General features: G+C 47.1%; 22 protein-coding genes. All 22 read left to right on the top strand.

The features are described from left to right. Nucleotide 1 precedes the first annotated feature (1 nt). The 22 genes from DXD78_RS16185 (at nt 2) to DXD78_RS16080 (ending at nt 24,406) form a co-directional block, all read left to right on the top strand. Nucleotides 2-1,312: a site-specific DNA-methyltransferase gene (locus tag DXD78_RS16185; protein ID WP_117652837.1), complete on the top strand. Its 1,311-nt coding sequence runs from the start codon at nt 2-4 to the stop codon at nt 1,310-1,312. Beyond that, nucleotides 1,309-1,659 carry a hypothetical protein gene (locus DXD78_RS16180; protein WP_117652836.1) on the top strand — a complete coding sequence of 117 codons (351 nt, stop codon included), beginning with the start codon at nt 1,309-1,311 and terminating at the stop codon, nt 1,657-1,659. The genes DXD78_RS16185 and DXD78_RS16180 overlap by 4 nt, the downstream gene beginning before the upstream one ends. After that, nucleotides 1,656-2,297 (top strand): hypothetical protein, encoded by a 642-nt coding sequence (locus DXD78_RS16175; protein ID WP_044467555.1) that lies wholly within the window; start codon nt 1,656-1,658, stop codon nt 2,295-2,297. The genes DXD78_RS16180 and DXD78_RS16175 overlap by 4 nt, the downstream gene beginning before the upstream one ends. A gap of 1 nt (nt 2,298) precedes the next feature. Beyond that, nucleotides 2,299-4,053: a hypothetical protein gene (locus DXD78_RS16170; RefSeq protein WP_117652855.1), complete on the top strand. Its 1,755-nt coding sequence runs from the start codon at nt 2,299-2,301 to the stop codon at nt 4,051-4,053. Between the two features lie 251 nt (nt 4,054-4,304). After that, nucleotides 4,305-4,616: a hypothetical protein gene (locus tag DXD78_RS16165; RefSeq protein ID WP_044467557.1), complete on the top strand. Its 312-nt coding sequence runs from the start codon at nt 4,305-4,307 to the stop codon at nt 4,614-4,616. Beyond that, a complete protein-coding gene (locus tag DXD78_RS16160; protein ID WP_117652835.1) occupies nt 4,613-6,085 on the top strand; it encodes a hypothetical protein in 1,473 nt (490 codons plus the stop codon). Before DXD78_RS16165 ends, DXD78_RS16160 begins: the two co-directional genes overlap by 4 nt. Next, nucleotides 6,082-6,939 carry a hypothetical protein gene (locus DXD78_RS16155; protein WP_117652834.1) on the top strand — a complete coding sequence of 286 codons (858 nt, stop codon included), beginning with the start codon at nt 6,082-6,084 and terminating at the stop codon, nt 6,937-6,939. The genes DXD78_RS16160 and DXD78_RS16155 overlap by 4 nt, the downstream gene beginning before the upstream one ends. Beyond that, nucleotides 6,933-7,901 (top strand): hypothetical protein, encoded by a 969-nt coding sequence (locus DXD78_RS16150; protein ID WP_117652833.1) that lies wholly within the window; start codon nt 6,933-6,935, stop codon nt 7,899-7,901. Before DXD78_RS16155 ends, DXD78_RS16150 begins: the two co-directional genes overlap by 7 nt. Then, nucleotides 7,898-8,458, top strand: a complete 561-nt coding sequence (locus DXD78_RS16145; protein WP_117652832.1) for a hypothetical protein — start codon at nt 7,898-7,900, stop codon at nt 8,456-8,458. The genes DXD78_RS16150 and DXD78_RS16145 overlap by 4 nt, the downstream gene beginning before the upstream one ends. Nucleotides 8,459-8,718: 260 nt before the next feature. Beyond that, nucleotides 8,719-9,654, top strand: coding sequence for an amidoligase family protein (locus DXD78_RS16140; protein WP_117652831.1), 936 nt, complete (start codon nt 8,719-8,721; stop codon nt 9,652-9,654). A 1-nt stretch (nt 9,655) separates the two neighbouring features. After that, entirely contained in the window at nt 9,656-9,901 is a 246-nt protein-coding gene (locus DXD78_RS16135; RefSeq protein WP_117652830.1) for a hypothetical protein, read from the top strand. An 80-nt stretch (nt 9,902-9,981) separates the two neighbouring features. Further along, on the top strand, nt 9,982-10,284 hold the full coding sequence (locus DXD78_RS16130) for a type II toxin-antitoxin system HigB family toxin (RefSeq protein ID WP_117652829.1): 303 nt from the start codon (nt 9,982-9,984) through the stop codon (nt 10,282-10,284). Nucleotides 10,285-10,296: 12 nt separating this feature from the next. Next, nucleotides 10,297-10,680, top strand: coding sequence for a type II toxin-antitoxin system HigA family antitoxin (locus tag DXD78_RS16125; RefSeq protein WP_117652828.1), 384 nt, complete (start codon nt 10,297-10,299; stop codon nt 10,678-10,680). 142 nt (nt 10,681-10,822) lie between these two features. Beyond that, on the top strand, nt 10,823-11,386 hold the full coding sequence (locus tag DXD78_RS16120; RefSeq protein WP_117652827.1) for a DUF4468 domain-containing protein: 564 nt from the start codon (nt 10,823-10,825) through the stop codon (nt 11,384-11,386). A 366-nt stretch (nt 11,387-11,752) separates the two neighbouring features. After that, nucleotides 11,753-12,028: a hypothetical protein gene (locus DXD78_RS16115; protein WP_117652826.1), complete on the top strand. Its 276-nt coding sequence runs from the start codon at nt 11,753-11,755 to the stop codon at nt 12,026-12,028. Further along, entirely contained in the window at nt 12,025-12,237 is a 213-nt protein-coding gene (locus DXD78_RS16110) for a hypothetical protein (protein WP_117652825.1), read from the top strand. Before DXD78_RS16115 ends, DXD78_RS16110 begins: the two co-directional genes overlap by 4 nt. After that, on the top strand, nt 12,227-12,499 hold the full coding sequence (locus tag DXD78_RS16105) for a 5-formyltetrahydrofolate cyclo-ligase (protein WP_117652824.1): 273 nt from the start codon (nt 12,227-12,229) through the stop codon (nt 12,497-12,499). The genes DXD78_RS16110 and DXD78_RS16105 overlap by 11 nt, the downstream gene beginning before the upstream one ends. A gap of 111 nt (nt 12,500-12,610) precedes the next feature. After that, on the top strand, nt 12,611-13,033 hold the full coding sequence (locus DXD78_RS16100; RefSeq protein ID WP_117652823.1) for a hypothetical protein: 423 nt from the start codon (nt 12,611-12,613) through the stop codon (nt 13,031-13,033). A gap of 4 nt (nt 13,034-13,037) precedes the next feature. Then, the gene (locus DXD78_RS16095; RefSeq protein WP_117652822.1) at nt 13,038-16,532 is read left to right on the top strand and encodes a hypothetical protein; all 3,495 of its coding nucleotides are present in this window, start codon (nt 13,038-13,040) and stop codon (nt 16,530-16,532) included. Nucleotides 16,533-16,541: 9 nt separating this feature from the next. Beyond that, on the top strand, nt 16,542-18,584 hold the full coding sequence (locus DXD78_RS16090; RefSeq protein ID WP_117652821.1) for a hypothetical protein: 2,043 nt from the start codon (nt 16,542-16,544) through the stop codon (nt 18,582-18,584). A gap of 114 nt (nt 18,585-18,698) precedes the next feature. After that, nucleotides 18,699-23,849, top strand: coding sequence for a hypothetical protein (locus DXD78_RS16085; protein ID WP_233534023.1), 5,151 nt, complete (start codon nt 18,699-18,701; stop codon nt 23,847-23,849). A 197-nt stretch (nt 23,850-24,046) separates the two neighbouring features. Next, nucleotides 24,047-24,406, top strand: coding sequence for a hypothetical protein (locus DXD78_RS16080; RefSeq protein WP_118358110.1), 360 nt, complete (start codon nt 24,047-24,049; stop codon nt 24,404-24,406). Nucleotides 24,407-24,460 lie beyond the last annotated feature (54 nt).

Here is a 24,460-nt window from a genome sequence, read left to right as displayed (position 1 = left end):
AATGGAAAAGCTGATAGAAGTATTTAATTTGGGTGGTTTGCCTACTGCCCCGCTGGATTCGTTCTTGGAGCTTCAGGAGGACTTCAAGAAGTCTGATCCTGACAAATTATCGAAACTGCAGATGCTTATCATCACCCGTGGTTTCAAGTATGCGTTCAAAGCCTGGCAGGATCCGGACGGAAAGCTCTGGATTATCGATGCCCATCAGAGACGGAAGGCACTGCTTGCATTGCGCAAGTCCGGGTTTACAATACCGGAAATACCTTATGAACCCATTTTTGCGGCAGACAAGAAGGAAGCGGTAGAGGAAATCGCAGCCTATAATTCCGAGTTTGCCACCAGGAATCCGGATACCCTGCTGTTCAAAAAATATAATATAGATTCTGACACCCTGCAGCGCTTCAACCTGGGTTATGAGGTCAAGACCACTGATTTCGGGCAGGTTTCCCCCCTTTTTGCCCAAGAACATGAGTCGGAAAATGTGCAGGAAGATGCCATTGATTTTAATGTTCCTGCATCTGAAGATACTGTAATTGCCAGACCCGGCGATATATGGTTGCTCGGTAACCATCGTCTGATGTGTGGCGATTGCCGTTCCAAATCGGACATCACGGCGTTGATGAACGGGCAGCATGCGGACTTGTGCGTCACAGACCCACCGTACAACGTGAACTATGAAGGCGGTACAGAGGAGGAACTCACCATCCAGAACGATTCCATGGAAAACGACTTGTTCGCCACCTTTCTCAGGCAGGTGTTCTCTGTCATGTTCGCCGTACTCAAGCCGGGAGGATCCTACTATATATTCCATGCAGACAGTGAAGGCGAGAATTTCCGGGCTTCTCTCAGGAAAGTGGGATTCAAGATTGCACAATGCTGCATCTGGGTAAAGAATACTATGGTGATGGGACGCCAGGATTATCAATGGCAGCATGAACCTTGTCTCTATGGCTGGAAACCGGGTGCCGGACATCAATGGAATTCCGACCGTAAGCAGACTACTGTCTGGAATTTCGACAAGCCGCAGCGCAATGCCATACATCCGACAATGAAGCCCATAGCCCTTATGGCATATCCAATATCCAACTCCAGCACTCCCGGTCAGATAGTCCTCGACATCTTCTCCGGATCCGGTTCTACACTCATGGCATGCCAGCAGATAGACCGTATCTGTCATGCTATGGAGATAGACCCGAAATATGTTACAGCCACCATTCACCGGTACCGCGCCATGTTCTCTGAGCAGCCCGTCCAGTTAATCCGGAATGGAGAAATTCTTTCTGTTACAGATACCCAATCCTTGTTGAAATGAAAAAGGAACTCACTCTAACTTCAGACACTGATAAAGCCGTCCTGATAGGCGATGAATATGTATCCCAAGTGCGTACTTTCGGTGCTTTGGGATACACTCCCCACCGTATATGTACGCTTCTCGGCCTGCGTGGAAAGGAAAGGACGGCACTGACAGTCCGCTTGTTGATGCCCGGAGATGTATATTACGACGCCTACCGTAACGGTTGTGCCCTGGGAGAATACAATATCGATGCCGAACTTGCCAAGAAAGCCGAGACCGGTGATGTGTCGGCCATTGAGACCTTGGAAACACGTAAGCAGGAACGGACAGTCAAAGACTTAAGAAACCAACTCTTTGGAATATGACCAGACTCGACACCCTTGATAAGATACATCCGGACTTGATATCCGCATTCCTCACCACCGGGAAGTGTGATGGCATTCCTGCCGATGTGCAGTTATTCCTCAAGCAGCTGCAATGGGCGGCGGAGATTTACGAATACGAGCGTAACATCACCCGTGCCGCCAAGCAGCTGCGCCAGCGCATCAATGCCCAGCAGCAGATTAATGTGGATGAACGTACATGTAAGGCACGCATTTATGCGGCCATCAATTACTTCAATATCGACAACAATGTGTCCATCAAGGTGTGGGAGTCCAACTATGCCGACAAGTACGAGGATCTTGCCAAACTATGTGCGGCTGCCGGTGACTACAAAACCCAGGGCAAGTGCTATGCCGCCGCCCTGGAGTGCCGTCGTCGTGCTGCCGAGATTGCCGAAGCCGACCGTAATCTGGGGATCGTCTTCCTGATATCTCCCGAACTTACTCCGGAAGACCTGGGATACAGCAAGGCCTCCCTGAAGGAGATTGCCTCCAAGCACAATAAAGGCTTCTATCTGAACCTGATAGAGAACCTTCCCATCGAGAAGGCCGAGAAGAAGCGCCTGCTGCGCGATGCGGATATTGAGGAAGCTGAATACGAAGAACTTAATGAAGAGTGAGATGGAAACAGATATTGAAATCACTTCCCGGTTTGAGGAATACTACATGAACCAGATGCAGATACTGGTCAATGTCATTGATGCCAACAACATATTTGCCGAGGTGGCACGTGCGGGTGGTAAGACGGAAGGTATCACCGGCCCTCGCATCATCCGTGTGGCCAATGACATGCCAGGCGAGCTGTCGTTCCTGGTACATAAGACCTACGTTGCCTTGATGACGAACGTATGGCCCAACCTTCAGGCTTATTTCTCCAGAGAAGTCACCGTAGGTGGGAAGGTGCGCTCCATGCTGGAGTATGGCATCGATTATGTGGTGGGCGAAAATAAGCTCCCTTCTCATTTCCGCAAGCCCCGATATCCCATATCCTACCCCAAACACAGTGTCGTTTTCCGGGATGGCCATCACATCCAGTTGGTAAGTTCGGATCAGCCGGAGTCCGTTGCCGGACGCTCTGCCGTCCACGCCATCATTGAAGAGATGAAACACAACAAAGGGGAGAAATTGAAAACCCGCTTGTTCCCTTCCCTCCGTGGTGCCAGTGCCGAAATACGCCGGTCACCTTATTACCAAGGTATCACGGGCGTATCCGATACCGCGCGTGTGGATCTCGGTGAAGATGACTGGTTCGAGGAGTATGAAAAGAACATGGATACGAAACTGATGGAGGAAATATCTACAGTCGCGCTTCATGTGAATGCAGCTATCTATCATAAATACAAGCTTATAAACTCACAACGGGAAACGACTAACCCCGTTACCCTTGAGCGTATCCGTCTTGAAATCATCAAGCAGGATCGCATCATATCCTTATGGCAGCCCCGCCTGGCAGACATGCGCCGTAACGCCACGTTGTACGTCCGTGCCAGTTCCTTCTGCAACAAGGATATTCTCGGTCCGAAGTTCTTCAAGACGCAGCTTGAGACCTTGGATATGGACGAATTCCTCACTTCCATCTGCGCTATCCGCCATAAGGAGGTTATCAACAAGTTCTTCGCCAACTACAACAAGGAGAAACATCAGTATGCAGACAGCTATATTTATGAATCCATTCTACGACTTGACCTGCGGGAACATTTTCTACTCACAGCCCGCTATTTGAAGCACTACAACAAGCGTGACGAGCTACTGGTAGGATATGACCCCGGCCACTTTTCCAGCCTTGTTGTCGGGCAGGAAAAGGAATACGGCCGTCAGCTCCGTATTATAAAGGAACTCTATTGCTGTTACCCGGATGAACAGCCCGAACTCGCCCGTCAGTTCTATGAGTTTTTCGGTGCTGATTCCCTGAATAAGCGTATCATTCTCTACCCTGACCGTGCCGGGAACAAACGCCGCGAGGAACTGGAGCAAATTACCACCGACAGCCGTGTCCTGAAACGTGAGTTGGAAAGTTATGGCTTTGAGGTGGAACTGATGAACGAAGGGCAGGCCACCGTATATCATTGGCAACAGTTCAAGTTGTTGCTTCTTATGTTTGGAGGCCGGAGCAATGCCTTGCCGGAAATTTTGATAGACGAAAACGAATGCAAGAACCTTTGCAGTGCCATTATGCTGTCACCGTTGAAAAAAACGGAAGGCCGCATCGAGCTGGACAAATCGTCGGAAAAGAAAGTGCCTCTCAAGAACCAGGCCGGACTGACAACGCAGCTTCCCAGTGCCCTGATTTATCTTCTTTTCGGGCGTTATGGAAACAAAGTGTTGAGTGAATTATCGTCCATGCCGGACAATTTACCTGATAATCTGGCTATATAACAGCTGTTTTTCACTATAAAATAGTCAGTAAAGATACAATAATGGTATCGTTTGACATTAAAACAAACGCCTTTCATTTAGAAACCAGACTTTTATGTTTTTAAAAAAGGAAAGCGTTTTCTTCGTGAGGCGCTGTTCAGCACGCACCGCTGAGTTTTGGAGTTGCAAGGCATTCTTCGAGGTTCCTCGGAAATATGACGGAGGGTGCTTCCCGTCCTTTTTCCCGCAGTAGAAACCTGCTACTTTCGGGCATGGAAATGACAATGACCGGTATTCAAGCGATGCAATGGGCCAAGGAGATATCAAAACTGCCTGACGGCTGCTTTACCATTGCCTTCTTCCCGTGTTCCAGGCATAAGGGGGAGGCATCAGCCACATTGACAGTTAAAGAAGGATGCAGATGGCGTACTCAACTGCCTGAAGAAAGATTCAGTATAGATAGTGATAACTTCTTTCTGTTTACAGACGCAGACGGGGAACCCAAGATGTGCTACCGTATTCTCATCAGGTACATGGGCTTTCCTCAAGATGGTTTCAAACTTCATAAAATAGATTGGTTATGAGTAAAGGCAATCTCAAAATGGTAGGCAACTTCGGTTGCTATCTTGACGATGACAATGTAATATCCTTCCAGATTGGAGACAGGCCAATGGCTTCAGTCCTGGAACCGGACCCGATGTTCCCCCTGAGTGGAGGAAGTCTTCCGGATACACAGTGGCAGAGCATCCAGGGATTCCAGGTGTGCAGCCGTGGCTTCAACAACATGAAATGCGAGGAAGTCGCGTCCGACATAAAGAAGAACCGGCTTCTGCCGAGACTGATTGCCAAGCAGGTCAGCATGCTGTATGGTCATGGGCTTGCCGTGTACAAGCCGGCAATCGTGGACGGGAAACTTCAGAAACAGTGGGTTGACTGTCCGGAAATCATGGACTGGCTCAACAGTTGGGAACAGCGCGGTCTTGAATCGGGTTATAAGGAAGTGGCCAAATCAATCATCAAGAACTACTACTATTTCAGGGACTGTTTCGTAAAGTGGCGCTTCACAAAGGGAAAAGCAAGAGGGACGATGCCCGTTGCCGGCCTTGAATCCATGGAGAACAGACATTGCCGGCTGGCCACCACCAAGAAGGATGTGGCGACAGATGTTGTCTACTACCGGGATTTCCGCTACATTGCCGTAGGGCGTTGGGGGTATGGCACCTCCACTTTCCGCATCTATCCGAAGTTTTCTTTTTCGGAGCTTGCCAATTACAGATTCGCGGCCATTTCCCATCACCGGGAAAAATCCGTGGATGAGTTCTACGGTGTGAACGAAACCCATGCCGGTACCAGGTCCTACATCAAGGGTTCCAACGATACGGCTGATTATATCAACTCCTTTTTACGTAATTCGCTTGCCGCCAAGATACACATTGTCATCCCCAATGCCTGGCTTGAGTCCAAGAGGATCCAGATAACCAAACTCTGCGACGAGAATAAACGGCGCAAGAAGAACAATGAGGAAGAACTGATGTACAATGGCATCGTGATTGGTTCGGAATTCAAGGAATCCACCCTGATAAAGTATCTGCAGTCTGAACTGCGCAAGATCTCCCGCTATCTGTCCGGTGCAGACAACCAGGGTAAGGCATATGCGACAATCAGCTTCAAGAACAGCCAGGGCGAAGAGGAACGCTGGAAGATAGAGACGGTTGATTTGAAATACAAGGAATATATCGATGCCTTGATATCCTATGACAAACGTGCCGATGAGGTGCTGCTGTCAAGCGTGGGACTTGACTCCTCCATATCCAGTGTCAGCAAGGACGGGGTCATATCCAAATCAGGAGCCGATGCGTATTACAACTATCTGATATACATAATGTCACTGACATCGGAAGACGAAATCTGCTCCGAACCGTTCAATATGGCCGTACAGATAAACTTTCCCCATTTGTACAGCCAGGGGTACCGTCTTGGATTCTATCGCGAAGTCCCGGCACGCCAGGAAGATGTTTCACCTCAAAACAGACTAAATCAGCAACAGTCATGAGAATATTGGAAGAACTGTTTACCACCATTTCGGAATTCCGGAAGTATGCTCCCTATGCAGAGAGCAATGTCACTTTCGACCAGCTCAATTCGTCTGCCATTTCTGCAAAAAAGCAGATGGTTATCATCCTTACCAAAGATGTCTACACCGATCTGACGGCAGACGAGGGCGAACTGAAGGAGGCCCTGCGTCTTGCGATGGCCAATCTTACCATGGCCAAACAGCTCATTTTTGATGTTGTATCCAAGCGTAAGGATGATGTCGATATATACAAGCATGAGCAGGAAAGCATGCGCAGGTCGTATATCGAGAACTATTATAATGCCATGGATACTGTCATCCAGTTGCTTGACAACAGTCAAACTGTACCTTCCTGGAAGGAAACGAGATACAAGAAGATGCTTGATGTTCTTAAAATAAAGAGTACGGAGGAGTTCGACATGCTGTATACGATAGACATGTCCTATCTGTTCTTTTTCCGGACCATACCAATCCAGAGCGAAGCGCTGGATGACGGGATATCGGCCTATTTTGAGCGGGCAGAGAAAAAGGAAGAGGTACTGCGTCTGCTCAAACGGTGCCTCGCCAAACAAACCATAGCCATTGCCCTGCGGCGTTTTGATATTCTCGATTTTCCAAGTACGATTCGCAATTTATTTGAAGACTCAAAAGTTATGCGATATGGTACTCAAGAGCAAGAACGTTTACTTGCTCTGTCAGACGCTCTGCTTGAAGAGGTGAAGCGGGAACTGGCCAATATAGATCTGCTTTTGTCAACGGACAGTTCCGGCTCTGTAGATACGAACACATCCTTTAACCGTCCGGACGACATAATAATGCTGATGCCATGTTGACAATAGATTTTATAGCAAAAGGAATGCAATACAGCATCCCCAATTCCTGGGATGGATTAACTCCTTATCACTTCCAAGCGCTCATGCGTGATATACAAAGTTTTGCGGAGGGAAAAATATCCGTCGGCATGGTTCGTGTGAATTATGTTTGCCGGATTATGGGATGGAGTCTTCAAAAAATAAGGAACACGGATGGATGGGCAAATGTGGCCTGGCTTGCAGAGCAGGTGACATTTCCGTTCACGATTGTCTATCCGGATAATGATGCAGCACTCCAGGAACTGGATTCTGAAACATACAGACTCTGTAAGAAGATACCACCACACCGGTTGCATGGAATAACCATATCCAGGTATCTGGACAGACTGGACTACAAATATGCAGTCGACTCATGTTTCTGCAAACAACTGGTTCCGGCGATACATCTTGAGGATGAAACTTTTTTTGCCTATAATATAGAAACCATGTTCAACCGTCTTACTTGCTCGCTTACGGCACTCCAGTTCATTGAGGCACGTGGTCTCCTTGGATGTCCGAAAGAGCAGCTTCCGTTATTGGCCGCTATCCTTTACTATCCGGACCGGTATTCATCTGCCGGAGCGCATAAGTTGGCACAGAAGTTCACTGGGCTGCCGATGGATGAGCTTATTCCCATAGCCTTCAATTTTCAGGCCTTCATCAATTATCTGTTTACCAAAACTGAGTTCAAGTTGCTTACAGAACTTGAGGAGACCAAAGTTTCTGCCATTTCCACGGGTGCACTTGAGTCTCTGTACAACTTGAGTTCAGACGGGTTTGGGGATATTGAAACCATCGAACACATGAATGTCATCCAGTATTTGACCATCCTCCGGAAAAAAATTATTGACACGGTGCGCAGCCTGCATGCGGCCAAAATGGATAAAGCGGATATTGCGAGAGAAACCAGACTTCCAATTCACATAATAAATGAAATCCTATGATACTTGATTTGCTCAGATATTTTGCCCGTTTTCCCAAAAAGGAAGGGGTTGTCTCCATGTTCGCCAACGGCTCAAGTGACTTTATCCAATATGCGGAACTGCTTGGGTATGTCAAGAAACTCCCGGAACCGATAATGCCCGAACTTGAGAATCTTGTTTTCGGGCAGTCATACGATTACGTAAAGAAGCGCGTCGATAATATTACCGGCAACTATCTGTTCGTGGATTTCGGAGAATTCACATCAAGCCGTGACACACACAACTCCATTCTTGACAGCCAGAAACTTGCCGCCACCATAGCCATGAAAGTTTCGGATTCCGCAGACATGGTTGAGACGGCCATTGCTTCTGAAATAACATTGTCTCTCCTTGCGGAACTCAGAAAAAGGCTTATTTTTGATTCACGGTCTGAGGATTTGCCATGGCTTGATAAGATATCGGAGAATCATGACATTATCCCTTTTGTCTCATCCGAATTCAAATCCATAGGTTGGACACTCATGTTCAGTTCTGCCGCGACCGACTTGTTCAATGCTAAACCTTCCCTTAATGAGTAGCTGATACTGTTGTGCCAATCATTAAATAATTCAGAAACTTTTTGTTCATGTTGTTTATTTCCATCCTGGTCGTGGGCTGTCGAAGTTCGCGACCAGGAGCTACTCATGATTACTCTTTTCCGTCATCCCTACCACGAGAAATAATCATTCTTTTACTCAAGCTAAACAAAGCTAATACACTGATAATAAACAAGATATTACTACGTTATGCGCGTTAATAGTGTTACCTTAGCTGTACGAAAAATAAAGGATAAAACATTATGAACGAACAAGTTACAAACATTCTTAACCAGAGCATAACAAAGACGGCAAAGATACAGCAGCTCCTTCTTTTAGGTCTGACCCGCCGCCAGGTAGCCGATTTGGTAACAAACGGAAATTACGGTTTCGTGCAGAACGTATATAAGAAAATGCTGGAAGCCGGAAGATTCGGCCAGCAACCGGCCATCGCAGCCTGCCCCGAATTGGACTATACTTTCAACAGACGTTTCGGCATCGAGATAGAGGCATATAACTGCGAAAAGGGAGTTCTTGCCCGTGAACTTCGTGAGGCCGGAATTGCAGTTGCAGTGGAAGGTTACAACCATAACACCCGCGACCATTGGAAGCTGGTTACAGACAGAAGTCTTAGAGGGAACGATACTTTCGAGCTGGTAAGCCCGATACTTGAAGGGGAAGCCGGATTGCAGGAACTTCAGAAGGTATGCTGGGTGCTCGATTATTGCAATGTGAAGGTGAACGACAGCTGCGGCCTTCATATACACATGGACGCTGCAGACTTTACCATTGAAACCTGGCGCAACCTTGCAATAACTTACCGCCGCCTCGAACCGGTAATCGACTCCTTTATGCCGGGTACCCGCCGGAACAACAGATATTGCAAATGCCTTACCGGAATTTCAGAACGCAGTATAACGGAGGCAGAGAACATCATGCAGCTACGTTCAGCCTTTGGAAACGACCGCTACCACAAATTGAACCTTGAGGCTTACGCACGCCACCGCACAGTTGAATTTCGCCAGCATTCGGGTACCACCAATTTCACAAAGATGGAAAATTGGATACGGTTTGCCGCCAACATGATTACCTTTGCAAAATACGGCATGGTGAATTCGGGATGCCCGCTTTCAAATATCCCCTTTCTGACAGCCGACCAAAAAGTATTTTTCAAATTGAGAACCAAAAAATTAGCATAATATGATGACAACTTACACTTTGCAGGATGGCGGTATAATTGCCGCCTCCTGCCCTGCAGACTTTGTAACCAAACTCCGTGAAAGCAGCCGTTTCGACAGTGAATGTACCGACCAGGAATATATGTACCATTTCGCCGACCGTTTCCATGACCAGACGGGGCATGTAGTCCGAGCTGATACCCCGGAGCATTTTTTTGAGGATTTGCTTTCCAACGGGTATATAAGCAGTAACCATAATGTTAAATAATTCCCAAAAAGGGAAGATTTTAAAGAAAAAACTTCTCTGTTTGGGAATTTATATGTACCTTTGTAACAAATAAAAGAAACATGAATATAACGGGTTCTGAAAAATTAGAAAAGTTCTGTAGAAAGCATAACGATGCGCAATCTGCCTTGGAAAAATGGGTGGACGAAGTAACAAAGGCATCCTGGAAAAACCATAATGATTTGAAAAACGACTATTTGTCTGCAGATTATGTAGGAAATAACCGTTATGTATTCAATATCAGAGGCAACAAATATCGTCTCATCGTTTTAGTCGTATTTTTTGCCGGTAATGTTGACATCCGTTTTGTCGGCACTCACGCTGATTATGATTCTATTGATGAGAAAAAAATAAAAACTATATAGGAGGTACGTGTTATGAAAATAAAGACTGATAAAGAATTCCGTGCTTATCAAGCGGAAATGGAAGCCATCACTGTTAAAGGTACAGACTTGGGAGATATGGAATTGCTGAGTGAAGAAGAAAAGGAAAGATATATCGTGCTTTCTCAAGCTATCAGTGAATGGGAAGCTGCATATCATCCTCTGCCTGGGAGGGTATCAACCTTGATTACTGATGCCATCCGTAAAAAAATGGAGACAGAGAATATAAAGCAGAAAGAGACAGCCAGGCGTCTCGGTATCTCAGAGTCAAGGGTCAGCGATATACTCAATGGTCGTCGTCCTCTTAATCTCAATATTGTAAAACGGTTACGGGACAATTTCGGTATTCCGGCAGATTTTATATTAGACAATATTTGAGTTGGAATTTCCTATCATAAATAAAGGCTTCCTGTTAATGGAGGCCTTTTTCATTGAACAAAAATACATTTTCTGCACATGAGAATTTTGACATGTGCAGAAATGGGGTATATTTGCACTTATAACTTAATATTCATACTGTATGAAAAAGGCACTTTTATTATTTGTGCTGATGAGCTTGACCTTATTCACTCATGCACAAGAGAACAATTACGAAGAACTAAAATTTTTCAAAGTGATTCAATCCGAAAATAATGCAGACAAAAATAGCCTATACGCTGCACTACGTAGTTTTATGGCTATTTATTATGCTAATTCCCAAAATGTTATTCAAATGGATGATAAAGACGCAGGAATTCTTATAGGGAAAGCTACATCTGTATTCGATTCTCCCAGTATGATGCTTTCTGCGTATGAAGGATGGTTAGACTATAATTTAAAGTTGCAAGCACGTGATGGACGGGTAAGAGTAGAAGTTTCTCATTTTTTTCATCATAACAAACCAGGAAATCAGAAAAAAGCACAATTAGGAGTTCTTACTAAGGCAGATAAATATACTGATAAAGGTATGCAAAAGAAGTATCACAATAAAGTATGGTTAATGCTGAAAGAACAAGCGGCTAAAATCAGTTCTGATATTTTTGTTAATGTTGAAAAGGTTATAAAAGAAGGAGCCACTATTCAAAGCGAAGATGATAATTGGTAAGTTACTTATATAGGGTAATACAAGTATTTATATATTTAAGAGCTGACGAAATATTGCAATATTTCGTCAGCTCTCTTTTTTGTTTCAAAAAAAAATCCCATATTTGCAGTGCCAAATAAAACGATAGTATCATCTATCCCGTTGCGTCCGGTAGACGCTCAATACGAAATTGGGCTTTTTTTATGTCCATCGATTTGCTTAAACATTAAGTATTTAGCAAATTCATATACGAAACTTACGGCTGTCTTTTCCATTTTCGGACCCTTCGGGAATACGAATCGTTTTGTTTGGCGACTTTAACGGGAAAATGACAGCCGTTCGTGTATTCGAGAACTTGCCATTAATGCCAAACAAAACGATTCGTATATGAAAAATCAAATTTCCGGCACTCTCAACGTGCCTACCTCCGGTGTCCCTGCCGTGGGCGAATCCGTTAACGCTCTTACCGAGCAAGTCAATAACCTCCAGCGCCGTTACTACCGTGCTTTGGCTCCCGACTGCGAAGTCAAGACCGAAGCAGACCACTGGTACTTCCGCGCCATCCTATGGGCATGTGCCGGGATGGTGTTCCCACCATTGGTTGTGGTCACTGCATTGTGCGTTTATAAGGCAAAGAAGTGCCAGAAAGGAGGTGCCAAATGAACCGTATCAAGTCTATAACACAAAAAGACATTTATGTTCAAGCCAAACGTCTTTGCACAGGAACTGAAACAAGTGAGTATAAATATTGCCTTGCTTATTATGGCAACTTTGTGATGTGTGACATCTCTGCGGAGGATGCCCGTGAAATCATTTCCTGCCTGCAGCATGCGCTTGATGTTAATGAGAAAGGAGGACAAAATGAAAAATAAAGAGCAAGAACAGAAAATTACCGATATCAGTATCCATATAGCATCCTTGTCCGCATCGTTCAAACCAGCTCCAGATGCACGCCATGCCACCCACTGGTTCACTACGGATGAAGTCTACGACGCCATTCGCCGTATTGATCCTGGAGCGCAAATTAGTAAGGAGCAGGTTCATCAAGCCATGCTTGATGCCGGTTATAAATACCAGAACCGTCCTGGTTCATCAGGGCTGGACTTCCGGTGGATGCTCCAAGCGAAAAACTAAATACTACTGTCATATAGGGGGTAATTGTTCGTGATGAATAGTTACCCCTTCGTTTTATGTCCTTTCCGTACCCCCTCCCCTATTCTATCTTCGCTGGAAATAACAGTGAATATGATTACAGACCAGCTTGTCAGAGAACGTTTTGTCCATGATATAATGTCTCAAGGCATCAACCTTATTTATGAGACACAAGAAAAAGTTGTGCGTAGATATCTCAACTCACAGTCCGGTGACCTGGTGGCACATCTGCAGAAACGTCCGTTCACTACCCAGGAATCAGACACGAAACAAGCCTATTATCTGCGTATATTCCCATATCTCCGCTTCCTTGACATCCATTACCGCCGTGGAGCCAGTGACCGTATTTCCCGTCATATTCACCGTAATCTTGCTCTTTATAACCGGGTGGTCTGGGGAGTGCTGTATCATGAGACATTCCCGGAAATAAAGTACGGTTTCACGGAAGAAGTTCGTACCAATATTCGCAAGGAACTGGAGCAGGCACTTCAATACGAAAATACTTCAAATTGGTAACATTATGGCAAAAAAGCATTTATCCGAAGACGAAATCAAACTCATAATCTCAGGTGACAGTTCCAAGCTTCAGGAAGAGCTGCATACACTGACCAAGGAAACCAAGGCTTTGAAAAAGGAAGAGGCCGAACGCCGCAAGGCTATGGTGGAGCTCGAAGCCCAAGGCAAAAAGAACACGAAAGACTATCAGAACCTTGCGAAAGAGTGCAAAGACTATACTGCCAAAATTTCCAAAAACAATGAGAAAATAAGTCTGCTGACCCGTAACTTGAAAGTCAACGATCTCACCATGAGACAGCTCAAGAAAGAAGCTAAGGAGCTTTCCGCTGCTTTGGATGATATGACTGAATCTGCGAATCCGGAAGAATATGCCAAGCTCAATACCCGTCTCAGAGAAGTCCGTGCCCGTATGAGCGAGTTACGCAGCGCAGGTAACAACATGAACAATGAGTTCGGCAACAGCGTGAATTGGATGTCCAAGTTAAAAATGGCAGCCAAGGCTTTCATTGCCGTTAAGGTTGTCGGATGGCTTAAGGATGTCCATAACCAGGCATACGAGACACGCAAGGAATTCGCCAAATACGAGGCGGTCCTTCGGAATACTTTCCAGTCGCAGAAGAAGGCCAATGATGCCATGAAGATGCTTCAGCAATTGGCAGCAGACACCCCATCGTCCTTGCAGGAATGGACTGAAGCATATATCAAGTTGATTAATCGTGGAGTCAAGCCTACCAGCCAGGAGCTTGTCAACATGGGAGACCTTGCCGCTTCCCAAGGAAAGTCCGTCGATCAGCTCATTGAGGCTATACTTGATGCGATGGCCGGGGAGAACGAACGTCTGAAGGAGTTCGGTATCAAGGCTTCCAAATCCGGGGAGACTACAAAGTTCTCTTTCCGAGGAGTGACTACCGAAGTGCGCAATTCTGAGGATGCCATCAAGGATTATCTTCTTTCTCTCGGTCGTGTCGACGGCATTGCCGGTTCCATGGCCGTGCAGATGCAGGAACTTGAAGGAATCCAGTCCAACCTTGGAGACACAATGGATGCCTTTTTCAATAAAGTGGGGAAAAAGCTGGAGCCGTTCTGGAAATCCATGTTGAAGTATGCCAATGGATTCTTCACTAAACTTGGGGAAATGTTCGCCACTTATACGGAAACTTACGAGAACCATTTCGACAAGATGGTGCAGCTTGAGAGCGCATTGCCGGGACTGTTGAACCGATACGAGGAACTGACCGGCAAGTCCTCCCGTTCCGCTGAGGAACAGAAAGAGTTGGCCAGTGTCATAGCCCAGATAAGGAACATGGTACCTGGCGCAGCGACAGCATTCGACCAGTACGGGAATGCCATCGAAATTTCAGGCGAAAAGGTGGAGGAATTCCTTAAGAAACAAAGGGCGCTGCTAAAGTTTGAGAATCAGAAAGCCATCCGGGAAACAACAGAGCAATTGGAAGAATACCGCCAGGCATATAAGAATCTGTTGGAACAGCAGAAACAAGGTGGAAGGACTGTTTTCCAGAGCAACGGCATGTTTGCGGCACCAACAGCATACATCAATACTGAAGCTCTCCCACAGATAGAGCAGGATATAAAAAAGTATGGTGACCTCATTCTGGGTGCCGAAGAGAAATTGAAACAACTGAACGGCCAGACTATTGAAGAAACCGTCAAGAACCAGCAGAAGCTTGCAGAAGCACGCCAGAACTTCAACAAGATGGAGAAGGTTCAGTTGCAAGCCTGGATAAAGAACAACAAGGACGCAGCCGGTGAGTATGTAGAAATAGCCCAGGAAATATACAACAAACGTTTCCCGGCAGAGGACTCTGACGCGACCAGGAAGAAGGCTGAAAAGGCTGCCAAAGAAGCAAAGTCGGCTGCAGAAAAAGAGCAGAAAGCAAAAGTCTCTACGGAGCAGGAAGCCGCCAAGTCTCTTGAAGCATTAAGGGAGGAAGAACTGCAATCCCAACAGAAATGGTATAATGAATCGTTTGCCGCTCTTTCAGCTTTTCTGGCATCAGGAAAAATGAGTAAGGAACAACATGAAATGCTGGTACTCGAACTTGAAAAATCGTATGCGGAAAATAGGCTCATCATAGAACAGTCTTATTATGAGGACGCCATATCCATGGCCATTTCCAATGCAGAAACCAAGGAAAATCTCGTCCGGAAGTCCAATCAACGTGTCATTGATGCGGAGAAGGCGGCGAATGCCAAGCGTGCTTCACTGCAGGAAAAGCTGAATACACTTGTCAAGGACTTCAAATCAGAGTTCAAGGTTACTACAGTTGATGAAGACTATGCCGCGCAACTCAAGGTTCTTGAGGCATCCTACCAGGCGCGTAAGGAAATGGCTGAGAAAAACAATCTTGATACGACAGAATTGGACAGTGCCTACCTTAGAGCTAAGGAACAACTTGAATCCGGACATCAACAACGCATCCAGTCCATCCGTGACCAGTATGGCTTGTCTACACAGCAGGAACGGTTCAATGCGGAACTGGAACAGCTCAGGCTCGCACGTGAACAGCAATTTCTGACTGAAGAACAATATGAGCAAGCCGTCCAGAACCTCAAACGGGACAGTTATAAAAAGCAGTTTGACTATTATTCCAGTCTGTTTTCCGGGGCCATTCAAGCATTGCAGCAAGCGGAAATGGACCAGGTCGATGCAAAATATGATGCGGAAATTGAGGCAGCCCAAGGTAATACGGAAGAAGTGGAACGTCTGGAAAACGAAAAGGCCCAGAGAAAGCTTGATATACAGAAAAAATATGCGGACGTGAATTTTGCAATCAAGGCATCACAAATCATCGCAGATACAGCTGTATCAATCATGAAAGCATATGCTGATTTGGGACCGATTGCGGGTTCCATCGCAGCAGCCCTTATGGGTGTGACCGGAGCCGCACAATTGGCCAGTGCCAAAGCTGAACGGGATAAAATCAAAAATATGACTCTTTCCGGCAGTAATTCCAGCAGTTCCGGTACCGGTGCGCGTATTGCCACCGGCCGTCAGTCCGGAGGCAAGATTGATGTCCGGCGTGCCCAGGATGGGAAACTCTTTCCTGATGCGGATTATGACCCGGATGCACGGGGATTCATAGACCGTCCTACTGTCATTGTAGGTGAAGGCCCTTTCGGGCAATCCAAAGAATGGGTGGCCAGCAATGCTGCAGTAAGCAATCCCACTGTTGCACCAATCCTGGATATACTGGATAAGTCCCAGCAGGCCGGTACCATCCGTACGCTTGACCTTAACCAGGCAATCCGCGCACGAATGGCCGGGTATTCATCCGGCGGGTCCATAGATACCCCGAAGGCTACGGCTCCGGTACCACCAAACGCACCAGGGAACTCACTGCCCCCAAGACTGATGGAACGCCTGGCCAATGCAATCATCCGCATTGATGAAGAGGGTATCCCTGCATCCGTCACTCTCTCAGAACTTGAACGCAAGCAGGAATTGCGGAACCGTTCGCGTAACATAGCAAAAAAATAGTATCATATTATGAAAATAGTACATATCCCCACCGGCGAGGCCTACCAGCTTTCTCCCGACACATGCCTTGAAGTGGAACGGACGAATCTCTTCTTCAATGAGTACGGTGAGCAGACACTGCCGGTCACATTACCGGACACACCTCTGAACCGTCGTCTGACGGGGAATCCCGAACAGCTGGCGAACATTGAGCGTCCGTCTACCGATATCGAATGTACCATTACCGACGGGGAATACTTCTGCACCTGCCGCCAGGCCGTATTGGGAGCCCGTCGGAACGAAGGTATCACAACCACCTTCTACATGAATGAGGGAAGTTTCCTGAGCCGCCTCCAGCGTACCCCTTTAACTGATGTGTTCGGTTCGGAAACAGTCCCCGGAGTACAGACTGTCGAGCAGGGTATTGCCTGGTGCTGGAGCTTGCGGACAAACACGGACCCGAACTTTTCCATTTTCCCCGCTATCGTGGAGATGGACGGTGAACGACGGGTACTCAATGCGATGGCAGAAATGGAGGCTGACGGTACGCCATTGAACAATGGGCGTACCGTGACCGGACTGTACAATGCCTGGTCACGTACAGAGCAGGTGGACGGGCGCACCATCAGTCTTACCCCCGGATACTACATCACTCCCTTTATCCGATGCACATACGTTTTACGCCGTGTTTTTGCATATTTCGGATATGAACTGCTGGAGGGTTTCTTTGATAAGACTCCCCCATTCAACGGGATGGTATTCATCAACACCACCATGGACACTCTGGTCAACGGGGATATTCTTCTGGCGCACCTGGTGCCCGACTGCCTCTGTTCGGACCTTATAGACCTTTTCCGCAAGAAGTTCTGTTGTGAGTTTATACCCGATGAAGCCGCGCGGACCGTAGCTGTCCGTTTCTTCAATGAATTGCTGGATGAAAAGCCGCAGGTTGACCTTACATTCTTTATGGACGGACACCCGTCTGTCGAGTATGCCACAAGACGCCAACTGAAGCTCTCTTCAGCCACTTCACTGACCGACTGTAACTCTTTCGACAGTCTGAAGGAATTGAAGGAAAAGTATCCCACCGCCTATTGTAATGCGAGTAACGGCTGTTACTATCGGGATGGACATGCCGTGGGAGATTATTCCGAACTGTTGAGCGAGGGGAATATCCCTTATTTTGCAGATGACGGACTGGAAGAATATGAGGTTACTGTACCTGATTGCCAGCCTTGTCCTGCCACGGCAACCTTCCATACCGAATACGGCACTGACCGTAATGGCAATGCCTATACAGCCTTTACCCTGGAAAGGAGTGCTCTGTATGCCGGAGAAGCAAGGGCACTCAACAGTACCATCGTCATCAGTAACGGTTCCATTGAAGAGGAGGAAAGCGGAGAAGGCGCTACCGAAGGGAACAAGACTGACCGGCACGACCAGAAGCCGGTACTGGCATTCGTGCAGCCCGGTACGGGACCAATGAAAGACGTGTCTGTCGGCACTGTCACCGTGAAGGATTCCTATTCTTTATTGTACAATGCACCCGGTGGAATATACGAAGTTTTTTGGCGGCAGTTCGACCTGCTGCTCCGTCATTCGTTGAATAACGTAAGTGCCCAGTTCCTTCTGCCCTCTACCCTGAAGAGTACGCTCCGTGTACATAGCCCCGTACTGTTTGAAGGAGTGAAGTGCTTCCCAAACAAGGTCGGTTTTACTCTTGGAGGTGGGAACCGTCCTGCTGAATGCACCCTTCTTACTACCAATCTTCAACGTCCGGCTTGCCTGCCGCCAATAATAGATATGGATCGTCCGGAATATTATTGGGAACAGATTGGGACTTCCAGTCCGGTGGATGAGGAGCATTGGAAAGCCGCCGGTTTCACTCCACAGACAACCGTGAAATGTCCCAGCATTTTTCCTCCGGCACCAACGGCCTCACAAGTGGTGCAAGGAGGTACATGGTACGAGCGTGAAGTTTGGTACAGTTACTACCGTTCGGGGCGTGTGGACGGAACCGGCGGCCAATGGTTTTACCGGCATGCGTTCTTTGCCCTGAAGCCATGCAGGTAAGGAAAGCTGATTGTCCTTTCATACCGGTCATGTGTGGCATAAATTTGCGTATAAAATCAAAAATAGAAATCAAGCATGTCTATCCAGCAACAACCAGATGTACTTTCGCTCTCGATGAACTTAAAACCGATCATCGTACAGTCTACAGCTGAGACCGTAACCTTCACTCTGAAGAAAAACGGTGAAGTGCTACTTTCACAAAGCTACCAGACGGATAAGAACGGCCAAGTGCAGATAGATCTACGCCAGATGGTGCATGAATCACTGCAAACTATTGTTTCAGATGTTGGCATTGTTTATACACAGGCAGATCTTGTTGCCGATTTTTCTGCTCTAATTGACATGGACACCGTCAATTTCCGGGTAGTGCGTGGTGGAGTGGATCGCCTGGCAGACTCAGCCACAAATTTTCTGACACAGAATTTTCTTACCTGGCAACCGAATGTTAAACCGGTTACGTATTATTCTCCGGAGTTCCTAACCTACTATGCTGTGGTTGCCGGTACAGTCAAACTTCGCGCTTACTTTACGGACGAGTCTGGAACTGTTAAATCTCAGACAGATTATACTGTTACAGAGTTGATGCCAGGTATAGCTTATACAATGCCTTTACAATACTCTGTCGTTGCGGGATGGCTGGGGCATAAATTACCTGCATATTATGATGTATGGGTCGAGAATACCTCCGGCCAGCGTCTTACATATATACAGCGTTACTATGCTGAGGATATGCGCTCCGAGCAGGAACAATGGGTACTGTTCGAGAATTCGTTGGGCGGCATAGATACCTTTCGGGCTTACGGTGTCACTACTCTTAATGGGGAGCACACTCATAATATAGCGGAAACTGATGAATGTTTCCAAGAGTATCGTGTGGATACCGAAAGGAAATTTCAAAAGAATACCGGATACTTAAATGATAATGAACGCAAATGGTTGCTTGATTTTTTCCCATCCCAGAACAAATATCTGTATGCAGGTAATTATTTGCGGCAGATAGTCGTAATGGAAAGTAATGTCAGCTTTACGGATCGTGACATACCGAGTAATTATACATTCACATTTAAGTATGCGGATGCCCGTCCTCTATTAAATCTTCCCAGAACTGATCTTCCGGCAGATATTCTTAACATCACTGTTCCCGAAGTCGGTTCTTTTACGGTGCCCCCTCGGCTTGCTGAATTTTCCCGCTTACCACTTTCCGAGGGGGCCTTATTTCCCATACAAAATCCATATTCAGAGGAATGGTCAACTACTAATGTAGCTGCAATTGGGTATTACCTCGCAGACTTTTTATCTCGCATCTTTGGTTCTGGCGGCGGTGTCGGTCATAAACACCGTAACTATGATTTGCTTGAATTGCTTTCATATATTGAAGGTTATCTGCTGGTAAATGGCCAAAAGATAAAAGCTGGTTATGCGGACAAAGCTGGTTCTGTTGAGGGAATGGAGGATATGTTCCTTCACAAAGACCGAGCTGACGGCACTCCTTTCCCCATAACCTTCGGAGATTGGGTCAAGTTCGGCGAGTTCATCACCGGTATTTCCGGAGGGTGCATCGACAAGAATGGCATTCTCGAGATGGAGGAAGGCATATTCCGCAAACGTCTGTTTGTTCCGGAGATTGCCTATAACCGTGTGACCTATTTCAAAGGACGTATGTGTGCCTCTCCCGGAGGTGGATGTACGGTCAAGGAATGGACGGACAACGGTGACGGCAGCTATACGATTACACCCGATTTGACGGATGCCGACGGGCTGAGCCAGTTTGTCGATGACATTCTGACTACTTACTTCGTCACCAAGAACGCCGAAGGCAAGCTGCAGGGTTTCGAGGAGATGAAGTTCCGGGTGACTTCCGCAGACTATACAGCCAAGACATTCGTCATGACACCCAAGCCGGGTACTGACTGGAAGCCGGGTGATGCGATGGTATTGGCGCAGACGGGTAACTTTACGGATGAGGATAGACAGACGTACATCCTTATCGATACGGTGGGCGGCAACAACTGCATCACTTTCTTTGACCACGCCAATACATGGGATGTCGAGCCGGCACAAGAGATGTCGTGGATTGGCAAGAAGAAAGGCCGTACCGTACATGGCATTCCGGCCGACAACTACTCGGCTGTTTTTCGCCACGTCATCATGTCCGGCAAGATATTCCAGGTGGATGACATCACCGGCGAGGCTTTCCGGGTACCGCTATTTAAAGGTACGTGGAAAAAGGGTGAGAAGTATGCCTATTATGATGAGGTGACGCATAACGGCAGCTCATGGATATGTGTCAATGAGAAAGGCACGTCTACAGAACCGGCAGACGGCAATGCCGACTGGCTGAAATATGCGGCCAAGGGAGAAAGCGGCAAGGGTATCAAGTCTACCGATGTGGAATACGCGATATCGGTGTCTAATGTCATTGCCCCGGTGGACGGTTGGCAGACTACCTCCCCTGAATGGGAAGCCGGCAAGTATATCTGGTCGCGGACGAAGATTGTCTATTCTGATGGCGAAGTCAAGTACACTCAAGCGGCTTGTATCAGTGGTGGGCAGGGAGCCGACGGCAAGGGCATCAAGTCCATTACCGAAGAATACTACCTTTCCTCTTCATCGGCCACCACAACCGGAGGCGAGTGGCAGACAGACTCTCCGGCGTGGAAAAACGGCTGGTATATCTGGACCCGGACAAGGATAGCCTTTACTGATGGTACAAGTACCACAACGAACGCCATCTGTGTGACTGGCAGCAAGGGTGCAGACGGTACAAGCATTACCAATTGCGGTGAATGGGAAACCGGAAAGCATATACCTTACATGGGTATTACCAAGATGGCCGGACGTGTGTTTTTATGTGTCGCTCCTGATGGTACCGACAATCCTCCGATGTGGACTCAGACGACCAATGAGGGGCGCCGTATCCTGCAGACCCAGAACGGCGGCAAGTCCTACGGTTATACCATTACCGGGGACTTGAATACCGCTGAGTATGAGCTGCTGGTGGAGAACGGCCAGGACGGGCGTGACGGTAGGGATTATGAATGGATTTTTAAGCATACTGCGGAAAATATCGCTCCGGCAACCCCTGCCACATCACAGGTGGATGACTATGTGCCGTCCGGCTGGCATGATGACCCGATTGGGGTGAGCGAGAGCCTGCCATACGAGTGGGCTTGCTGCCGAACTAAGAAGGACGGTGTATGGAGCGCGTTCAGTCCGGCCGCCATCTGGGCCAAATGGGGCTTTGACGGTGAGTCGGCCATTGTAGCCGATTTCGACAATGAGATGGAGAGTGTGGCGTTGACATACGAGGGAAAGACTGTTTCGCAATCCGTGCTCAATACAACCGTCGGCATGTGGTATGGTACGAAGAAGCTACAGCTCAAGTCCATCTCATGCGTGACGCCTGCCGGTGTCACGGAAAGCTACAATGTCAATACGGGTGTGATAGCGTTTACCGTGGCTTCCGGCATTTCGATGCCTGCACGCTCAGAGGTCAGGATAACCGTTACGGCTACGGTACAGGATACGGATATAAGCCGTGAGCTGGTGTTCACCATTGCCGGTGTACGTGCCGGTAATCCGGGCAGTGATGCGATACTCTATAGGCTGGTGCCTTCCGTATCTTCAGTAAGCAAGCGGAAGGATGGTACCTACAGTGTGGCAAGCGTGTCATGCACACGCACCAAGTCTGTAGGCGGTACCACTTCCATCACGACTGACGGTGTGCTGAAATACAGTAAGGACGGTGGTTCGGAGGTCGAGATACAGAACGGCACGGCCATTTCCCCGAAGAACTTCACGACGCAGCTGCAGTTCGTGTTCTACGTGGGTGGGCAGGTCGTGGACCGGGAAACTATACCCATGGTTGTGGACGGCAACGACGGTAATCCAGGAAAACCTGGCGGTGACGGCGAATCCGTCAAGGCTGGCGGTGAGTGGCGCACGGCTAATACTCCATACAAAAAGCTCACCATCTGTACGATGGGGAGTCGCTCCTGGCTCTCAAAGGTTGACACTTCGAATCCACCTCTATGGACTCAGACAACTCATGACGGGAGGCGAATCACTCAGACCCAGAACGGCGGCAAGTCCTACGGTTATATTATTACCGAAGAAGTGAACACCGACGAATGGGAACAACTGACATCAGACGGCGGCATGGTCTATCTCATCAGTACATGCAGCAATATACGGGTGAGCAATGCCGGTTCGCTTGTTCCTTCAGCTTTCCGCGTCTATGCCAAGCGGACGCTTGGTAGCGCCACATTGACTTATCCGGACGGATATCTGACCGCACGGGGGTACAGCAACGGGATATGGAGCGCCATCGCAGGGCCTTCGAGGGCTTCCGAGATTACGGTCAACGCTTCTGCAGGGTATTCAACGTTTTCAGTCCGCTGTTACCAGAGCCAGGCGGACGCTTCGGCATGGAATGACAGTTTCATTGCGGAGATGTCCGTGGGTGTCAGCTATGACGGTTCAAGCGGACGGGATGCCAGTGAGCCGCGTCCGAGAGGTTTTTTCGCCAAGGGCAACACATATGTCTGGAATGAAGATTACCATGACATCGTACTGGCCACATTCAACAATCGCACCATTCCGTTTCGGGTACGGGCTTACGGTACGTCGGTCACTGTCGCACCCACCTCGATAGACGGTGATGCGAATTGGGAGGCGGCACAGCAGTTTATGTTTGTAGCTATGGATATGGCTTTAGCGAGAAAAATACGTGCTGATGAAATCCTTGTGGATGATTTGGTGGTACAGAACGTATTGGCAAGGGATAAGAATGGAAATGTCACTTGTAGCATTGATGGTGAGACTGGAGAAGTCAATGTTCAAGGAAAAATTACAGCGACAGCGGCATTCATAAAGATACATGGGTTTAGTTCCAATGAAGGCTACTTTTACCTGAACCCCAATTTTGGTTCGGATTTTGGCAATGGGCGTCCCAGTAGAATAGGCCAAAGTGAATACATGCTTCCCAGCTCTGCCCAATGTGTGGGTATGAAAATATCCTTGATCATATATAATAATTCTTCAGGGAGCACATATGGCTATGTGTCAGTTGTGACATCGGACGGATTTAATGATATGGAGTTGGTTGACGGTCAATACCATTATTGCAATAAAGCTCATATCACAGAGCCTGGTGTTTATGAATTCATATCATTGGGAGGAGTCTGGATTTCAACCAATAAAAATGGCATTTCGTATTCGTATGCTGATTTGGGTGACCATGATTACGAAAACCCGGTTAATTAACAAACTAATATAAATGGAAAGATGTATGAGAGTTTTTTATGAAAGCAAGACAGTTATCTTGATGTGAGAACTCTTTTTGAGTTCTTCAGATATTATGGAAAAATTTGATTTATAATTTACAAAACGAGACTAAAAACAAAATGTTAAATCGGGTAATATTTCCAGGTGGAAATTATGCCCATTAAATGTGTGAGATTATGGCAGAGAAGCAGGATATTAGGGAAGACCAAATGACGGAAATGACGAATCCTCAGAAAATTCGGTGTTTGGATTCAGAAGGAAATAGCGGACTTATACTATTATCCACGTTATTATTGAAAACGATGAGGAATGTAGGATATTTATCAAGCAATGATTTGAAAAATGTTGGAACAAGTTGCGGATATGCTATATCTACCGAAGACGGCTCAGGAATTAATGGCCTATTCCTATCAATTGAAGCAATGGGATATTATTTCCAAATTAAAGTCTCATATACTGGAGACTCTTTGAAATTTAGAGTATATAATAAAGAAAGCGATATTTGGATTAATTGGCGCTCTATATCTTTTACTTAATAAAACTTTGGGAATTGCATAACCTTTATGCTGTTGTATCTCTTGCCCCTTAAA

It is taken from the genome of Bacteroides sp. D20, from assembly GCF_003436255.1.
Classification (GTDB): domain Bacteria; phylum Bacteroidota; class Bacteroidia; order Bacteroidales; family Bacteroidaceae; genus Bacteroides; species Bacteroides uniformis.
The sequence above is the reverse complement of the archived record's forward strand: the minus strand, read 5'-3'. Positions and strand labels throughout refer to the sequence as shown.

What these genes read in the sequence shown, in the direction of transcription:
- DXD78_RS16185 (WP_117652837.1), top strand. Translation starts at nt 2, where the DNA reads ATGGAAAAGCTGATAGAAGTATTTAATTTGGGTGGTTTGCCTACTGCC.
- DXD78_RS16180 (WP_117652836.1), top strand. Translation starts at nt 1,309, where the DNA reads ATGAAAAAGGAACTCACTCTAACTTCAGACACTGATAAAGCCGTCCTG.
- DXD78_RS16175 (WP_044467555.1), top strand. Translation starts at nt 1,656, where the DNA reads ATGACCAGACTCGACACCCTTGATAAGATACATCCGGACTTGATATCC.
- DXD78_RS16170 (WP_117652855.1), top strand. Translation starts at nt 2,299, where the DNA reads ATGGAAACAGATATTGAAATCACTTCCCGGTTTGAGGAATACTACATG.
- DXD78_RS16165 (WP_044467557.1), top strand. Translation starts at nt 4,305, where the DNA reads ATGGAAATGACAATGACCGGTATTCAAGCGATGCAATGGGCCAAGGAG.
- DXD78_RS16160 (WP_117652835.1), top strand. Translation starts at nt 4,613, where the DNA reads ATGAGTAAAGGCAATCTCAAAATGGTAGGCAACTTCGGTTGCTATCTT.
- DXD78_RS16155 (WP_117652834.1), top strand. Translation starts at nt 6,082, where the DNA reads ATGAGAATATTGGAAGAACTGTTTACCACCATTTCGGAATTCCGGAAG.
- DXD78_RS16150 (WP_117652833.1), top strand. Translation starts at nt 6,933, where the DNA reads ATGTTGACAATAGATTTTATAGCAAAAGGAATGCAATACAGCATCCCC.
- DXD78_RS16145 (WP_117652832.1), top strand. Translation starts at nt 7,898, where the DNA reads ATGATACTTGATTTGCTCAGATATTTTGCCCGTTTTCCCAAAAAGGAA.
- DXD78_RS16140 (WP_117652831.1), top strand. Translation starts at nt 8,719, where the DNA reads ATGAACGAACAAGTTACAAACATTCTTAACCAGAGCATAACAAAGACG.
- DXD78_RS16135 (WP_117652830.1), top strand. Translation starts at nt 9,656, where the DNA reads ATGATGACAACTTACACTTTGCAGGATGGCGGTATAATTGCCGCCTCC.
- DXD78_RS16130 (WP_117652829.1), top strand. Translation starts at nt 9,982, where the DNA reads ATGAATATAACGGGTTCTGAAAAATTAGAAAAGTTCTGTAGAAAGCAT.
- DXD78_RS16125 (WP_117652828.1), top strand. Translation starts at nt 10,297, where the DNA reads ATGAAAATAAAGACTGATAAAGAATTCCGTGCTTATCAAGCGGAAATG.
- DXD78_RS16120 (WP_117652827.1), top strand. Translation starts at nt 10,823, where the DNA reads ATGAAAAAGGCACTTTTATTATTTGTGCTGATGAGCTTGACCTTATTC.
- DXD78_RS16115 (WP_117652826.1), top strand. Translation starts at nt 11,753, where the DNA reads ATGAAAAATCAAATTTCCGGCACTCTCAACGTGCCTACCTCCGGTGTC.
- DXD78_RS16110 (WP_117652825.1), top strand. Translation starts at nt 12,025, where the DNA reads ATGAACCGTATCAAGTCTATAACACAAAAAGACATTTATGTTCAAGCC.
- DXD78_RS16105 (WP_117652824.1), top strand. Translation starts at nt 12,227, where the DNA reads ATGAAAAATAAAGAGCAAGAACAGAAAATTACCGATATCAGTATCCAT.
- DXD78_RS16100 (WP_117652823.1), top strand. Translation starts at nt 12,611, where the DNA reads ATGATTACAGACCAGCTTGTCAGAGAACGTTTTGTCCATGATATAATG.
- DXD78_RS16095 (WP_117652822.1), top strand. Translation starts at nt 13,038, where the DNA reads ATGGCAAAAAAGCATTTATCCGAAGACGAAATCAAACTCATAATCTCA.
- DXD78_RS16090 (WP_117652821.1), top strand. Translation starts at nt 16,542, where the DNA reads ATGAAAATAGTACATATCCCCACCGGCGAGGCCTACCAGCTTTCTCCC.
- DXD78_RS16085 (WP_233534023.1), top strand. Translation starts at nt 18,699, where the DNA reads ATGAACTTAAAACCGATCATCGTACAGTCTACAGCTGAGACCGTAACC.
- DXD78_RS16080 (WP_118358110.1), top strand. Translation starts at nt 24,047, where the DNA reads ATGGCAGAGAAGCAGGATATTAGGGAAGACCAAATGACGGAAATGACG.